Origin of the sequence: Paraburkholderia fungorum (assembly GCF_902833645.1) — a bacterium.
GTDB classification, from domain to species: domain Bacteria; phylum Pseudomonadota; class Gammaproteobacteria; order Burkholderiales; family Burkholderiaceae; genus Paraburkholderia; species Paraburkholderia fungorum.
In genome coordinates, this window is the sequence record NZ_CADFGE010000018.1 from 144,852 (window position 1) to 160,148 (window position 15,297).

15 protein-coding genes are annotated in these 15,297 nt (G+C 61.3%); 6 read left to right on the plus strand and 9 right to left on the minus strand.

Annotated features, from left to right (window positions below; all coding sequences use genetic code 11):
* Positions 1-285: 285 nt before the first annotated feature.
* From HWX91_RS37810 to oxlT, 4 genes are all read right to left on the minus strand, one after another.
* Complete coding sequence (locus tag HWX91_RS37810; RefSeq protein WP_028195268.1) at positions 286-717, minus strand: PAS domain-containing protein; 432 nt, start codon at positions 715-717, stop codon at positions 286-288.
* A 108-nt stretch (positions 718-825) separates the two neighbouring features.
* Positions 826-2,076, minus strand: a complete 1,251-nt coding sequence (gene frc, locus HWX91_RS37815) for a formyl-CoA transferase (RefSeq protein ID WP_028195267.1) — start codon at positions 2,074-2,076, stop codon at positions 826-828.
* Positions 2,077-2,102: 26 nt separating this feature from the next.
* Positions 2,103-3,845 carry an oxalyl-CoA decarboxylase gene (gene oxc, locus HWX91_RS37820; RefSeq protein ID WP_028195266.1) on the minus strand — a complete coding sequence of 581 codons (1,743 nt, stop codon included), beginning with the start codon at positions 3,843-3,845 and terminating at the stop codon, positions 2,103-2,105.
* Between the two features lie 64 nt (positions 3,846-3,909).
* The gene (gene oxlT, locus HWX91_RS37825) at positions 3,910-5,241 is read right to left on the minus strand and encodes an oxalate/formate MFS antiporter (RefSeq protein ID WP_028195265.1); all 1,332 of its coding nucleotides are present in this window, start codon (positions 5,239-5,241) and stop codon (positions 3,910-3,912) included.
* A 458-nt stretch (positions 5,242-5,699) separates the two neighbouring features.
* Between oxlT and HWX91_RS37830 the strand changes: the two genes are divergently transcribed.
* From HWX91_RS37830 to HWX91_RS37850, 6 genes are all read left to right on the plus strand, one after another.
* Complete coding sequence (locus tag HWX91_RS37830) at positions 5,700-6,089, plus strand: hypothetical protein (protein ID WP_042274277.1); 390 nt, start codon at positions 5,700-5,702, stop codon at positions 6,087-6,089.
* Positions 6,090-6,335: 246 nt separating this feature from the next.
* Positions 6,336-6,707 carry a GFA family protein gene (locus HWX91_RS37835; protein WP_028195263.1) on the plus strand — a complete coding sequence of 124 codons (372 nt, stop codon included), beginning with the start codon at positions 6,336-6,338 and terminating at the stop codon, positions 6,705-6,707.
* Positions 6,704-6,826 carry a hypothetical protein gene (locus HWX91_RS41185; protein WP_255246771.1) on the plus strand — a complete coding sequence of 41 codons (123 nt, stop codon included), beginning with the start codon at positions 6,704-6,706 and terminating at the stop codon, positions 6,824-6,826. The genes HWX91_RS37835 and HWX91_RS41185 overlap by 4 nt, the downstream gene beginning before the upstream one ends.
* Positions 6,827-6,833: 7 nt before the next feature.
* Entirely contained in the window at positions 6,834-7,574 is a 741-nt protein-coding gene (locus tag HWX91_RS37840) for a response regulator (protein WP_028195262.1), read from the plus strand.
* Positions 7,571-8,890, plus strand: a complete 1,320-nt coding sequence (locus HWX91_RS37845) for a sensor histidine kinase (RefSeq protein ID WP_028195261.1) — start codon at positions 7,571-7,573, stop codon at positions 8,888-8,890. The genes HWX91_RS37840 and HWX91_RS37845 overlap by 4 nt, the downstream gene beginning before the upstream one ends.
* Before the next feature lie 149 nt (positions 8,891-9,039).
* A complete protein-coding gene (locus HWX91_RS37850) occupies positions 9,040-10,083 on the plus strand; it encodes an alpha/beta fold hydrolase (protein ID WP_028195260.1) in 1,044 nt (347 codons plus the stop codon).
* Positions 10,084-10,120: 37 nt separating this feature from the next.
* On the opposite strand, the gene tssE is transcribed toward HWX91_RS37850, so the two are convergent.
* From tssE to tssK, 5 genes are read right to left on the minus strand one after another with little or no spacing between them, the layout of a single operon-like run.
* Positions 10,121-10,561 (minus strand): type VI secretion system baseplate subunit TssE, encoded by a 441-nt coding sequence (gene tssE, locus HWX91_RS37855; protein ID WP_028195259.1) that lies wholly within the window; start codon positions 10,559-10,561, stop codon positions 10,121-10,123.
* A gap of 43 nt (positions 10,562-10,604) precedes the next feature.
* Positions 10,605-11,090 (minus strand): Hcp family type VI secretion system effector, encoded by a 486-nt coding sequence (locus HWX91_RS37860; RefSeq protein ID WP_028195258.1) that lies wholly within the window; start codon positions 11,088-11,090, stop codon positions 10,605-10,607.
* A 4-nt stretch (positions 11,091-11,094) separates the two neighbouring features.
* Positions 11,095-12,933: an OmpA family protein gene (locus HWX91_RS37865; protein WP_063627866.1), complete on the minus strand. Its 1,839-nt coding sequence runs from the start codon at positions 12,931-12,933 to the stop codon at positions 11,095-11,097.
* Positions 12,933-13,667, minus strand: coding sequence for a DotU family type IV/VI secretion system protein (locus HWX91_RS37870; RefSeq protein ID WP_244144190.1), 735 nt, complete (start codon positions 13,665-13,667; stop codon positions 12,933-12,935). Before HWX91_RS37870 ends, HWX91_RS37865 begins: the two co-directional genes overlap by 1 nt.
* Complete coding sequence (tssK, locus tag HWX91_RS37875; protein WP_028195256.1) at positions 13,664-15,013, minus strand: type VI secretion system baseplate subunit TssK; 1,350 nt, start codon at positions 15,011-15,013, stop codon at positions 13,664-13,666. The genes HWX91_RS37870 and tssK overlap by 4 nt, the downstream gene beginning before the upstream one ends.
* Positions 15,014-15,297 lie beyond the last annotated feature (284 nt).

The following is a 15,297-nucleotide window of genomic DNA, read 5'->3' on the forward strand; positions in this document are numbered from 1 at the left end:
CACGCCTTAAAGCCAAATTCCTACGAGACGAACGAATAGGCCGACGTAATTATATCTCATTATGATATAAAATCGCGTACCGGATCGGCAGCGTCCGACAGAATCGCACTGACAAGGGAGTTCAGACCGATCCAGCGTCTGACGCCGAAGTGGCCGGATGCCACGCGCCCGCTACGCCCGATGTCGTGCTGCTCAGACAGGCCGCGCAATATCTGCCGGGTCTGATGGGCAAGCGGTCGGGCCCGCGTGGGATTAACTGCCGTGATGAGTTGCCGCGATGCGCGCCTACGCGCGCACGGACGTTTCCAGTTCCGCGAGACGCTTACGCAGCAGGCGGTCCTCCTGGAAGCGGCTAGTTTCGTCGCGGATCACCGCAACAATGCCGGTGAGTTCGTTTTGCGGCGAATGCAGCAATGCAACCGTAAAGGCAATCGAGAGCGACCGACCGTCCTTATGGATGGCAGGCACGCGCAGCACGTCGTTGCCGTAACGGGTTTCGCCCGTTGCCATGGTCTTGTGATAACCGTCCCAATGGCGGCCGCGTAGACGTTCCGGAATGATCAGATCCAGCGAATTTCCGAGCGCCTCGCTTTGCGTAAAGCCGAACATGCGTTCTGCCGCGGGGTTCCAGAATGTGATGCTGCCGCCGGCATCTGAAATGATGACCGCGTCGCCGATCACGTTGACGAGTTGCTCGAAGTCGATGCCTGTTTGCATGATCCTCCCCCGAATGTAAAACGCAGATCGCTGGATGGGATACGGCGCCCACGAAGGACGCTGTATCCGCACGCCCGAGCATACACACGGGCACGCGGGGTGGCACGCTCAAACCGCTTTGATTTCGCGCAGATTGAAAATATCCTGCTGGCTGTAGCCGAGACTTGCCAGCACCTCGTCCGTATGTTCACCGAGCAGCGGCGACGCGGTGACCTCCGGCTTCATGTCCGAGAACTTGATCGGACTGCCAACCGTCAGATAGGCGCCGCGTTTCTTGTGCGGCACTTCGACGATGGTACCGCTTGCGCGCAATGACGGATCGTTGGCCAGTTCCTTCATCGTCAGCACTGGCGCACACGGGATATCGAACTTGCGCAGGATGTCGACCGCTTCGAATTTGGTCTTGTCGGCGAGCCACGCCTCGATGGTGCCGAAAATCTCGAAGATATGCGGTTGACGTGCCTCGGCGGTCTTGTAGGCCGGGTCGTCGATCCATTCGGGTTTGCCGAGCGCCTTGCAGATCGGCTCCCACGCATGGCCCTGGATCGTGAAGTAGATGTAGGCATTCGGATCCGTTTCCCAGCCCTTGCACTTGAGCACCCAGCCCGGCTGGCCGCCGCCGCCCGCGTTGCCGCCGCGCGGCACCACGTCGCTGAATTCGCCGTGCGGATACTGCGGATACTCCTCGAGATAGCCCACGCGCTCCAGCCGCTGCTGGTCACGCAGTTTCACGCGGCACAGGTTCAACACGCTGTCCTGCATCGATACGGCGACCTTCTGGCCCTTGCCGGTTTTGTCGCGTCCAATCAGTGCAGTCAGAATGCCGATCGCCAGATGCATGCCGGTATTGCTGTCGCCGAGCGCCGCTGCGCTGATGGTCGGCGGACCGTCCCAGAAGCCGGTAGTGGACGCCGCGCCGCCTGCGCATTGCGCGACGTTCTCGTAGACCTTCAGGTCGTCATAGTGGTGGCCGTCGCTGAAACCCTTGACGGAAGCGACGATCATCTTCGGGTTGAGTTCGTTCAGGCGTTCCCATGAAAAACCCATCCGGTCCAACGCGCCAGGTCCGAAATTCTCGACCAGCACATCGGATTCGCGAACCAGCTTTTCGAGGATTTCCTTGCCTTCGGGCTTCTTCGTGTCCAACGTCAGCGACTTCTTGTTGCTGTTGAGCATGGTGAAGTAGAGCGCGTCGGCGTCGGGAATGTCGCGTAGCTGATTGCGCGTCACGTCGCCGGAACCCGGCCGTTCGACCTTGATCACGTCGGCGCCGAACCAGGCGAGCAACTGGGTGCACGCAGGACCGGCCTGAACGTGGGTGAAGTCGATGATCTTGATGCCTTCGAGAGGTTTGGTCACTTTGCTATCTCCGTGTTTATGCTGGATTACTTTTTCATCGCCGCGCTTTGCGGATTCAGATTGGTCAGGCGGCCACTTTCGGTGCCGGCCGCTTCGTCGATCACGGCGTTGATCAGGCTGGGTTTGCCGGACGCGATCGCTTCGAGCAATGCGTTGGTCAGTTCTTCCGGGGTGGTGGCGTGGTAGCCGATACCGCCGAATGCCTCGATCATCCTGTCGTAGCGCGCGCCCTTCACGAACACGGTCGGCGCGACGTCCTTGCCGCCGGTGGGGTTCACGTCGGTGCCGCGATACACGCCGTTGTTGTTGAACACGATGGTGCACACCGGCAAGTCGTAGCGGCAGATGGTTTCGAGTTCCATGCCGCTGAAACCGAAGGCACTGTCACCTTCGATCGCGACAACCGGTTTGCCGCTCGTCACCGCCGCGCCGATCGCGAAACCCATGCCGATGCCCATGATTCCCCACGTGCCGGAATCGAAGCGCTTGCGCGGCTCGTACATATCGATGATGCTGCGCGCGTAGTCGAGCGTGTTGGCGCCTTCGTTGACGACGTTGATGTCCGGGCGTGTCTTCAACACATCGCGGATCGCGCGCAACGCGCTGTGGAAGTTCATCGGCGACGGATTCTGGTCGAGCGTGGCCGCCATCTTCGCGAGATTCTTGCTCTTGCGCTCGGCGATCGCGCCCGTCCACTCGGCGGCCGGTTTCGGGAAGCCCGCATCGAGGCCGGCGCGCAAGGCCGCCACGCACGAGCCGATATCGCCGATCACCGGCGCGGCAATCGCCACGTTGCTGTCGATCTCGGTCGGCGAGATATCGACCTGAACGAATCGCTTCGGCGCCGCGCCCCAGGTTTTGCCCTTGCCGTGCGAGAGCAGCCAGTTCAGACGCGCGCCGATCAGCACGACGACGTCGGCTTCCTGCAGGACAAACGAGCGCGCTGCCGACGCCGACTGCTCGTGGGTATCGGGCAAGAGCCCCTTGGCCATCGACATCGGCAGATACGGAATGCCGCTTTGCTCGACGAACGCGCGGATCTCCGCGTCGGCCTGCGCGTAGGCGGCGCCCTTGCCTAGCAGGATCAGCGGACGCTTCGCGCTCTTCAGTACGTCGATCGCGCGCTTCACCGATTCCGGCGCCGGCAACTGACGCGGCGCGGCATCGACGACTTTGACCAGCGACTGCTGCGCCTTCACGGCGTCCATCGTTTGCGCGAGCAGCTTGGCCGGCAAGTCCAGATACACACCGCCCGGCCGGCCCGACACCGCGGCACGGATCGCGCGCGCCACGCCGATGCCGATGTCTTCCGCATGCAGCACGCGATATGCGGCCTTCGCATACGGCCTGGCCGCATTCAGCTGATCCATTTCCTCGTAATCGCCCTGCTGCAAATCGACGATCTCGCGCTCGCTCGAGCCGCTGATCAGGATCATCGGGAAGCAGTTGGTGGTCGCGTTGGCGAGCGCGGTCAGGCCGTTGAGAAAGCCCGGCGCCGACACGGTCAGGCAGATCCCTGGCTTCTGCGTCATGAACCCGCTGATGGCCGCTGCGTTGCCCGCGTGCTGTTCGTGACGAAAGCCGATGAAACGCATCCCTTCCGCTTGAGCCAGCCGCGCGAGATCGGTGATCGGGATGCCGACAAGACCGAAGATGGTGTTGATCTCGTTCAGTTTCAGCGCGTCGATGACGAGATGGAATCCATCGGTCGTCTCGGCTGCCTGCTGATTCTGGGTCGCTTCTGTTGCGGGCCTATCGGCTTCTGCCATGATATGTCTCCTTGGTCACGGGGCTGTGTGGGATTCGTCGTGAGTGGCGCGCTCACGGGGTTGTTTATTCAGGCGAACCGCCAGGCGACGGCTGAAGCCGCGCTTCGGCGATGACCGCGCCGGCCGGCGTGCCCGAGTTCTCGATCCAGCGCTTTCTCATCGGCGCGAGGATGAACTTTGCGGACACGGCCGCAGCGATCGAGATCACCGCCGCGCAGATGAATACGGTGCTCCACCCGCCGTTCGCCGACAGCACCGAGGCGAGCGGCACCAGCATCGACGCGGTGCCCTTCGCGGTGTAGAGCGTTCCCGCGTTGGCGGCGGCGTACTTGCTGCCGAAGGTGTCCGCGCAGGTTGCCGGGAAGATCGAGAAAATTTCGCCCCAGCACAGGAATACGGCGGCGGCGAAGAACATGAATGCGTAGGGGTTATGGCCGAACTGCATGAGTCCGAGCAACGCGACGCCTTCGCCGAGAAAGATCATGAACATCGTGTTCTCACGGCCGATACGGTCCGACAGAAAACCGCACAACGGACGCGTGAAGCCGTTGCACAGATTGTCGATCGACAGCGTCATGGTGAGCAGCGGCAGCGTGACGCCAAGCAGACTCACCGGCAGCTTCGCAAAGCCGTATTCCTTCGCGATCGGCCCAAGCTGCGCGGTCGCAATGATGCCGCCGGCCGCGACGAACACGAACATCAGGTACAGCACCCAGAAGAGCGGCGAACGGATCATCTCGCCGGGCGTGTAGTCGACCTTGCTTGCCACCACGCGCTTCGCCGCGACAACGGTTGCCGGCGGTTTGGGGCGTATCAGCATGGTGGCGAGCAGAAAAATGCAGACGCCCTGGAAGATGCCGAAGAACATGAAGGTGTGCTGGTAGCCCGAGCGCTGGATCATGTTGGCGATTGGAATCACCGTCACGGCCGCGCCGGCGCCGAAACCTGCCGCGGTCAGACCGGCGGCGAGACCGCGTTTGTCCGGAAACCATTTGAGCGCCGTGCCCACACAGGTGCCGTACACGCAGCCCGCGCCGATACCGGCGATCACTGCTGCGACGTACAGCTCAACGAGACTGCTCGCGTGCGCGTCGATGATCCAGCCGAGCGCCGCGCATAGCGAGCCGCCTATCACAACCGGACGTGGTCCGAACTTGTCGACGAGCCAGCCTTCGACCGGCACGAGCCACGTTTCGGTGACGATGAAAACGGTGAAAGCTGTCTGGATGGCCGCCTGGCCCCAGTGGTGGGCGTTGTCCATCGGTACAACGAACAGTGTCCACGCATATTGCAGATTCGCGACCAGTCCCATGCACACGATGCCGATCGCCAGTTGCACCCAGCGGTGATGCCTGAACGCCGTACTGCCGCTCCGGGATACGTTGGAATGTCCCATGTCATTCGTCTCCTATAGCTCCGTCACGCTCGATTGGCGCGTTGGACTGACGTGATCGAATCGCTTCCGCGCCGATTTGTCTGCGGGCAAGAAAGCGCCAGTGGTCGGCCAGGGGAACTGCCCTAACGAAAAGCTTTAGCCGTCGATCGCACGACAACGGGGTAACAGCTGTTTGGCGTGGAGGGGCGTCTGAGGGGATGCTGCGCGAGAACAGCGATAAGTAAAAATTAAAACATTTTATGGTTTGCATTCGGCATAGCTAATAGATGGGCTCGCCACTGCCGCCCGAGCGGCGCCGGGCGCGCGATACGGCCATCCAGCATGCCGGGGTGGGTTTCGCCGCCATAGGGAAATCCATGTATACATAAAGCACTATCGTTTTTCGAAAAAACTTTAACTATTGTTTATTGGTGGATCATCCTATTGTTGGTCATGTCAATTTCCTGAGGGAGACGATCATGACCCCGACCCAGTTCGACATGTGCGAAAGCGCGCAAGATGGGGAAGTCGAAGCGCAACTGTGTGCGTACAACAGCGCATTCGACGAACTCGGCCTGCGGTTCCGTTGGGATGCGAACATGCTCGCGTCGCTGGCGCTGATCGAAGGCGAGGAAGCGCGGATCGTTGCGTACATCGAAGCGCATCACCCGCATTTGCTGACGGCGTACAGCCCGGGGTTTTTAAGCCGGGCCATTCTCGAGAAGAAAAACGCTCGCTATCCCGTCAGCCTGCCAAAGCGTGCCGGAGGCGGGGTGGATCCAGTCCAGACGGTACGTCAGCGGCGCATTGACAGCCGGCACGAGCGCGCAACGTACGAGATCGATCTGCCCGCGTTGGCAGGTGTCTAGACGCGGCGCCCAGGGCCACGGTTGCAGCGACCAGCGCGGCGGCGGAGGTTTTGAGTCGGGGGCGCATGTCGACGTCGCTATCAGTGATGAGCATGGCTACGTTGGGACGCCGGTTCGTTTCCGGCTTGTGTCGCCGGGGCGGTTCGGCTGCAATGTTTTGTGTCACGGGAGCACCCAGATACATTGGGATACAAAAGCTCGCGCGGGCTGGGCTATAAAGCAGCCATACCCGCTACGGAGTGCTCCATGAACACTGAATTGCTGAAAGGGTCCTGTCATTGCGGGACCGTGAAATTTGAAGTGCGTACCGATGTGGTTCCGGCTGGGCGTTGCAATTGCAGCCTGTGCCGGCGCAGGGGCGCGCTGATGACACCACCGTTCGCCGCCGGCGAACTGAAGATCCTGCAGGGTGAGGAAGCGCTGACGCTCTATCAGTTCAATACGCGCACTGCCAGGCACTACTTCTGCAAACACTGCGGCATTTATCCGTTTCACCAGACACGTAGGGATCCGCAACTGTGGCGGGTCAACATCGGTTGCCTCGAGGGCATCGATCCGTATACGCTGGAGGCCAGCGTGGCCAATGGCGCCAGCCTGTCCGTCGTGGAGGACGCATGAGACGGCTGATGGCGATGCTTGCCTTCGTGGCGGGCGGATTGGCGGCGGAACTCGCACACCCCGTGCACTGTTCGCTGATCGACGTGAACCGGGTGCGCGTCAATCGTCGAAAGGATTGATCCATTGATGGAAAACATCGACCATGTCCTGATCGTCGACGACGATCGCGGCATCCGCGAATTACTTGCGACCTATCTGGAGAAAAACGGTATGCGCGTTTCGCTGGCCGCCAACGGCCGGCAGATGCGCGCGGTGCTCGAACAGGGGGCGCCGGATCTGATCGTGCTGGACCTGATGCTGCCGGGAGAAGACGGTCTCGTGTTGTGCCGTGAGCTGCGTGCCGGCAAGTTCCGCACGGTGCCGGTACTGATGCTGACCGCCCGAAGCGAAGAAGCGGATCGTATTGTCGGACTGGAAATGGGCGCCGACGATTACCTGTCCAAGCCGTTTGCGGTGCGTGAACTGCTGGCACGCATCCGGTCCGTGCTGCGCCGCGCGCGGATGCTGCCGCCCGGCATGCAAGTGACGGAAACCGCGCCGATGATCGGCTTCGGCGACTGGCGGCTCGATACCACCGCGCGTCATCTGCTCGACGCCGAGGGCACGATGGTCGCCCTGAGCGGCGCGGAATATCGCCTGCTGCGGGTATTTCTCGATCATCCCCAGCGGGTGCTGACGCGGGATCAATTGCTCAATCTGACCCAGGGCCGCCAGGCCGATCCATTCGACCGTTCGATCGATCTGCTGGTCAGCCGTTTGCGGCAACGCCTGCAGGACACCGCGCGCGAACCCCGTTACATCAAGACGCTGCGCAGCGAGGGTTATGTTTTCTCAGCAGCCGTGACCATGAGCGAAGGCAGTCCATGAAGCCGAGCACCCTGCTGCATTGGCCGCGCACCTTGTTCATGCGGCTTGCGCTGATTCTGTTTGTCAGTCTTGCGCTGGTACAAACGCTTTCGGTCTGGCTCACGATGACGGAACGCGACCAGACCATGGCGAACGTGATGATTGGCTACATCGAGCGCGAGGTCACCAGTTCCGTCGCGCTGCTCGATCATCTGCCTGCTAACGAACGCGCCGAATGGCTGCCGAGGCTGGCGCGGCGCACCTATACCTTCAATCTCGGGCCGGGGGTTACCGGCGCGCCTCCGGATGCAGCGCTTTCGGCGCGGGTCGCTCAATCTATCGCGGACGGTATCGGCAAGCGCTATCCGCTCACGGCCAATGCTGTCCCGGGCGACCCGGAGCGCCTGCAGGTTCATTTGCAGTTGAGCGATGGCACGCCGCTGACGATCGACTACCACCCGATGCCAGGCGCGCCGCTGTCGCCCTGGTTGTCGTGGGTGCTGGTGTTGCAACTGGTCGTGCTGGCCGTCTGCTGCTGGCTGGCGGTACGGCTGGCGACGCGTCCGTTGAGCCAGTTGGCGCGAGCGGCCGATACGCTGGGCCCCGACCTGAAAGCGGAGCGCCTGCCCGAAGACGGGCCGGACGAAGTGGCGCGCGCCGCTCGGGCATTTAACGCCATGCAGGACCGCATCAGGCTGTACATGACCGAGCGCCTGCAGATTCTTGCGGCGATTTCGCACGACCTGCAAACACCGATTACCCGCATGCGGTTGCGCGTCGACGTCATGGACGACAGCGCGCAAGGGGCCAGGCTGCAACAGGACCTGCAGGAAATGGAAACGATGGTCAAGGAAGGCGTCACCTACGCGCGCACCATGCATGGCGCCAGCGAGGCGCCGCTTCGTATCGATCCGGACGCGTTGTTCGACAGCCTCGTGTTCGACTATGTCGATGCCGGCAAGGACGTTTCGCTGCACGGGCGAATCGATACGTCATTGGTGACGCGTCCGCAGGCATTGCGCCGGATCGTGGGCAACCTCGTCGACAACGCGCTGAAGTTCGGCGGGTCAGCGGAGATCAGGGTCGCCGCTTCGCCGGAAGGGGAGGTGACGGTCTCGATACTCGATCGCGGGCCGGGTATTCCGGCTGAGTCGCTGGAAGCCGTGTTCGAGCCGTTCTATCGGCTCGAAGGGTCGCGCAATCGCGGCACCGGCGGCACCGGGCTGGGTCTCGCGATTGCGCGGCAGCTCGCGCTGGCGATGGACGCAGTTCTGTCGTTGCATAACCGGCCCGGCGGTGGCCTGGAAGCCAAGCTTTTGCTGAAGAGTCTTAACTAGATTCCGTCGCCTCCCAACTGTCCTTTGTATCTCAATGTATCGACGCTGCCGACAGATACATAGGATTGCGCCGCTGCTCCTTGCCGACACAAGCCAGATACGTTCGCGGGTTCTAATACTTCCTGGCTAATCTAAAAGGAGAATCAGCGATGCCGGATCAGATCAATACGCGACGTCGTCGTCTGCTGGGGACAACAGTTGCGGGTCTCAGCTTGATGGAGTTGGGTTTTAGCCGACTTGCCGAGGCGCAGTCGAACGGCACGTCACCCATTCCGAAAGCGGGACCCCGCGTTACTTCGTTCGACAACATTCGCCAGGTCAATGCTGGAACACTCAGTATGGGCTATGCGGAAGCCGGCCCGCAGAATGGACCGGTGGTCATCCTGCTGCACGGCTGGCCCTACGATATCTACAGCTTCGCCGAGGTCACGCCAATGTTGGCGGCCGCGGGTTATCGGGTGATCGTGCCGTATTTGCGGGGTTACGGTTCAACGCGGTTCCTGTCCGCGGATACGCCTCGCAACGGTCAGCAGGCGGTGGTTGCCGTCGACATCATTGCATTGATGGACGCATTGAAGATCGACCAGGCGATCTTTGGCGGCTTCGATTGGGGTGCGCGCACGGTGAATATTATCGCCGCGCTGTGGCCGCAACGCTGCAAGGCAATGGTGTCGGTGAGCGGCTATCTGATCGGCAGCCAGGAAGCCAACAGGACGCCGCTGCCGCCGAAGGCTGAGCTGGCCTGGTGGTATCAGTTCTATTTCGCCACGGAACGCGGCTACGCGGGGTATGAAGCGAATCGCCACGACTTCAACAAGCTGATCTGGCGTCTCGCATCGCCGAAATGGAACTTCGACGACGCGACGTTCGAGCGTTCGGCTGAGTCGTTCAATAATCCGGACCACGTCGCGGTGGTGATCCACAATTACCGCTGGCGTCTCGGGCTGGTCAAGGGCGAACCGCAATACGACGGACTGGAAGCGATGTTGGCGAAGGCACCGGCCATCGCGGTTCCGACCATCACGATGGAAGGCGATGCCAATGGCGCGCCGCATCCCGATCCTGCTAGCTACGCGAAGAAGTTCACCGGCAGGTATCAGCACCGGAATATCGACGGTGGTATCGGACATAATCTGCCACAGGAAGCGCCGAAGGCATTTGCCGATGCCATTGTCGATGTCGCTCGCTTTTAAACGGACGACAGAACGCCGTCGAGTTGTTGAGCGTGGGTCAAGGTCGCGGTGGGTGCAAGCGTTCTTCCTGAAGCCGTTGTACACGCATGCGGCCCGGTGGTTCGAAGTACGTTCCGAACCGCACCAGTCCCGCTTGCTTCAGGTGACACGTCATTTCGTAACTCACCAGCACACCGGGATCAGGATTGTCGATGTACGCCACGTCGATTGAGCGGATACGCGGTTCGTACACCAGCAGCGTCGACTCCATCTGTTGCTTGAGCAGATGTGCGGAAGCGGGCAGCGCCTTGTAGATGTTCGTCAGATCGGGTAGTCCGTAATCGGGCAGGTGTTTGAGTGCGCCTGCCCGTGCGTTGAGAATGCGGCGGACGTTCTGTTGGATGCTCAGGATCTCAAGGGTTCTGTCGTCGTACGCATCCAGCGGTTCGCCGCCGATCTGGCCAAGCAGTTTGTCGTAAAGGGAAGGGCCCACGGGTATGACGTACTCCTTCAGATGATCGGTGCCAGCCGCCCGGCGAACCTTATGAGCGTTCGTTCCAGCTATCGGCGTGAATGATGTTGCCGTCCTTGTACGACCACGTGATCTTCTCGTAGCGTAGTTCAACGTCTTCGAGATGGTTGTGTTTCTCGTAGGCCGGGTTCTTGATGTCGAGCATCTTGGGTTTGACCGCGACTACTTTCACGTTGTCGAGCCGGGTGTTGAAGTATTCCTTTTCTTTGCCCGCATCGTCGATCTTGTACCACTTGATTTCGATCGACTTCAGCGTCTGGCCGCTTGTCACTGCTTTGTACAAGTAAGGCGTCGCCGCGTCGGTTTCCTTCGTGAAGGTGATCGGAGCATGCACGCGCGTGCCGGTTAGCTTGCCGGTATTCGAATCTGTCGGGATATTGACGCTGTGATCGAGCGCGACCACCTCGACGCTGCCTTCGCGGCCCTGAACCGTGACGGAACCCTTGATGTCGGCGCCGCCATCGTCCTTGATCCACATGTATGCCGGAATTGCCATTTTTTCACTCTCCTTGGTTTTGACTGCAACAAGCGTCCGGGGTCGATCCCGGACCGCGGATTTCCCGAAGCCATGCTCCGGGTTCGAACTGCGTCGAGCGTCGGCCGGTGTTCTGCCCTGGTGCGAGGCGGATCGGCCGCCACGAAGGCGTTTCCTTCGGTGCGACTCTCAAGGGGGGCTGCGGGGTGTCCGATACCAGGATGATCTCGACGCGCCGGTTCCGCGCACGTCCGGCATCGGTATCGTTGCCGGCAATCGGACGGGTGTCGCCATAACCCTGGATCGCGAAGCGCGTGACCGCAATGCCCGATGCGTCCACCAGCCAGTCGCGCACGGCCCCGGCGCGCGCGATCGACAGCTTCAGATTGCTGCCGGCGTCGCCGACGTTATCCGTGTATCCGGCGACCAGAATCCGCTTGTCCGGATGAGCCCCGATTAACTCGAGCGCGCGGACCAGTGCACGGGTAGATCCTGGTTTGAGCTGTGCCTTTCCACTGTCAAATAGCGACATGCTGTCTAGTGCGATCAACACTGGTGGCGAAGGTGGTGCTTTGTACGAAGCGATCGCGGTGTTGAGCAAGGGCACGAGCGCCGTTCCGCGATACATACCGAACGACAGGCGCAGCGGTACGCCGAGGCGTGCGTAACGGTCGAGCTGGTCGCGGTCCGCGACGAGTGCCTGCAACGCGTCGCGGCGTGCGGTATCGTGCCCGGGCGGAATCATCGAGAACCGGCCGAGATGGGCCCCGATGTGAGCAAGCAGTGCATGGTTGTTTTCTGCCGAGCCCCAGGTAGCCAGTGCGCCGGCGCAGGTGAGCAGCGCGATTGCATGAGCGAGCGCTGCGAGACGCGGCGACACCCAGCGCCGTCGCGGCGTGGCGTCGATCAGCGGCTGAGGCAGTGGCCACGGTGCGGGCGATGCGGCCATCGGCGGCGGCATGACGCGCGTTTGCGCAAGGACGTGCCGCGCCCACGGTGAGCCGGGCCCGCTCGCCGGGCCGCAATCGATCCACCCGATACCGACGAGCGCACACGGTACAGACGATTGCAGATGACCGGTCAGCGAGCCGATCACAACCTGTCGTGTCCAGCCCACGATCGATGCAAGAGCCGCCGCACGATGTGCCGGAGCAGGATCGTTTCCGGCCTGCGGCACTTGCGCTTCGGCAGCCCGCATCGCTGATTCGAACCGTTGGATGTCTGTCTGCCTGTTTGCCGCCGACACGCCATACCATTGAGGAGCCGTCGCGGGCAATGCGGTGAGCCGCTGGTAGATGGCGATGTTGACGGGTAACGCTGTGCCGAGCATGCGTGAGGCGTCGCTGATCGACTGGCGCGCGCTGCGTAATGCCTGCGTCAGCGCGTCTTCGCCAGCATGCAAGGCGGGTGTGATCGACAGCACGACACCATCGGGTGCGCGGCCGTCGCGCCACCGCTTCACGGCAACACCGACTAGTGCCAGGTCGCGCGGTTTGTCGACCCGCAACCAGATCGCTCCGTCGCTAACGTGTGCCAGTTGTTCCTCGTGGCCGCCACGATTGAACAGTTCGGGCAGCGAATCTCCCATGACCAGCACCAGCGGCATGGGCGCGTGCAGGCCCAAGGGCAGATTGGCTGATGTGGTGCCCAGTGCGGCCAGTGCGAGCAAGCTTTGCTCCGCAGCACGATTGCGATGCAAGATGCACAGGACCACAGCAATCAGTGCCATCAGCATCACGCCCACGGCAGCGATCCAGGCTAGTCCACGGCTGACCGGCAAGATAATAAACAGCACACCAAGCGCTAACACTGTCGCAAGGACGACCATCGCGCGGAACGGATACCCCAGGCGTAGTTCGGACATCACGGTTTCATGGCGCGCGCAGACGCTACCAGACGGGCGAGTTGCGCATCGAGCGTCTGGTCCCAGGTCAGGTAGACGAAAACCGCCGCGAGGCCGCAGATTCCGGCAATTACCCATGGCGAGAGATGACAAAGCCAGTCCGACGCACGCCGTCCGGTGCGATCGGCGATGAAGGTCCGCTCGACGCGGGGCCGAAATTCTTCCAACCGGGCGTTGAGCGTGGCAATCAACGCCGCGCGCTTCGTTTCCCCTTCGCGTGCGTAGCGGCCTTTGAAACCGAGGCCAAGAACAGCGGCGTAGCATTCGAGCAGATCGACGTTGGGCGGTATTTCGCGCAAGCGTTCCGCGAGCCGGTCAAAGACGTGCTCGCCGGCGTCGAGCTTGCCGAATCGCTCGACCTGCAACGGGTGCGCTTCCCAACTGGTCCTGTCTTCTATCGACGGGCAGCGCAATACCGCTTCGTCAAGCAGCCCGCACTGGGCATACTGGGCGTCCTCCCGAACGTCGGCGGGATAACCTCGCTGTTCAAGCGCGGAGGAAAAGGTAGCGATTAACTGCACGCAACGCTCGCGTAACTGATCCAGCGGGTCGGTCTCACCGCCTTGCGTCAGCATGCTGACGAGAAGTGCCGTGTCACGTAGCAGGTCGCGAATTCCTGCCCCGGTCGACCGGTCGCAAGACGGTTGTGCCGCCATCAAGGGGATTGTCTTGGGAGTATCGGCGATCGGTTTCATGAGCGGATCACCGCGTAAAGTTCAAGCGAAGGATCGGCCACCGTTGCCGGCAGATAAATCTGGCAGGCCCGTGCAGCCAGCATCCGGGCGTGCGCAGGAGCGCCAGGGTCGAGTGCGAAGTACAGGTTGTCCAGACGCATCGGAATGGCGGCCGGGACGCGCTGGACCGCCTTAAGCGGGATGCCCGCAAGCGCGGAATTGACGAGGTGCCCGAGGTCGTCCGGTGCACCGATCTTGCACACTTTCGGGAACAACTCGGCCAGTTCGAATGGCGCGAGCGCGGCGTTGACTGACAGGTAGTAATCCGCGCCGGCCACGAGCCGCTCGTCCTGAAACTGGCCCATCCACATAGTCGGACTCTTGCGTGTCAGACCAATAGAAATCACACGCGATGGAATGATCGAGTCGAGCAGATCGCGGATCATGGTTTCGAGCTTCGCGAAGATCTCGTCGGCCCGTACGTGGTCGTACATCGGGATCTCGTTCAGTTGGGCGCTGGTCGAAAACGTCATCAGCACACTCGCCAATTGGGCCAGCATCGAATAGAGCCGTTCAGGCGGTTGGCTCGGGTGCGTGGCGATGAAACGAAGTTGTGGCCAGTACGTGTGGATGCAGTGGAGCAGCCAGAACAGCGAGACATCGGCGACGCCGTATTCCACAACGGCCTCGATGCGCTCGCTCTTACGCGCGCCCAACGTCGCGCTTTTCGCCTGCAGAATGTCGGCAAGACGTTTCACCCGCTCGACATGCAAGGGGTGACCGGCCAGTGTCAGACACGGCGGCACGTAATAGCGATCCAACTGAAAGTGACCGCCTGTGCCGCGCGTGAGACGGGCGATTGCGCAGATTGTGTCATCCGCCTGCTGTTCGAAGTCGAACAGCAGGCGCACCGCGTGGCGTTCGGCCGCCATTTCGGCCTCACCCGTGCCGTTCAGATCGGTGACTTTCACAAACTCCCGATACGAGCGGCGCGGCCGCGCGAGTGTCGTCTCGTCGAAGCGGCAGTTGCTGCCCGTGGCATCGATCAGCGGCAGCGCCGCTAGAACCACGACGCTTTGCATCCCGGGCGGAAAGCCTCGCGTCAGATCGCGGGCGGACGGCAGTGCGTCGCTCACGGAGGTGTCGAATACCGTACCATCAGGAAAACGAAGTTTCAGACGCGTGAGTTTGAGGCGTCCATTTGGCAGTGCCTCCTCGTCGATCTCCACGCCAAGCGTGCCCCACGGTTCCACGATTGCGGCCGAGGCGAACTGCCGGTGCACGAAATCCGTCCACCGGTCCTGTTGCTGGAATTGCTGCTGGTTGAGGATCAGGCCTTCGTGCCAGAGCGGTTTGTCGATCCGCATGTGTGGTTTTCTCTCTGATTGTTTTCGGTCTGGATGGCGGATTCTATCCGCGGTAAATCACGTCGGTATATCCCATTGATAGTTGTTTTTATATTCGAAGCCGAAAACCTTTAATCGCTTGGTTTCTTGTTTTTAGTCAATAAATTGATGGGCGATGAATCGCGCTGAATATCTCATTATTATTTTGTTAGATTGAAGTCTTGCCATCTGCCGTGGGTCGTGAGTGGCTTGGCTGTGGCGGAATTGATTTGATGGGTTATTAGGGTTGTTTCTTGAGAAAATCA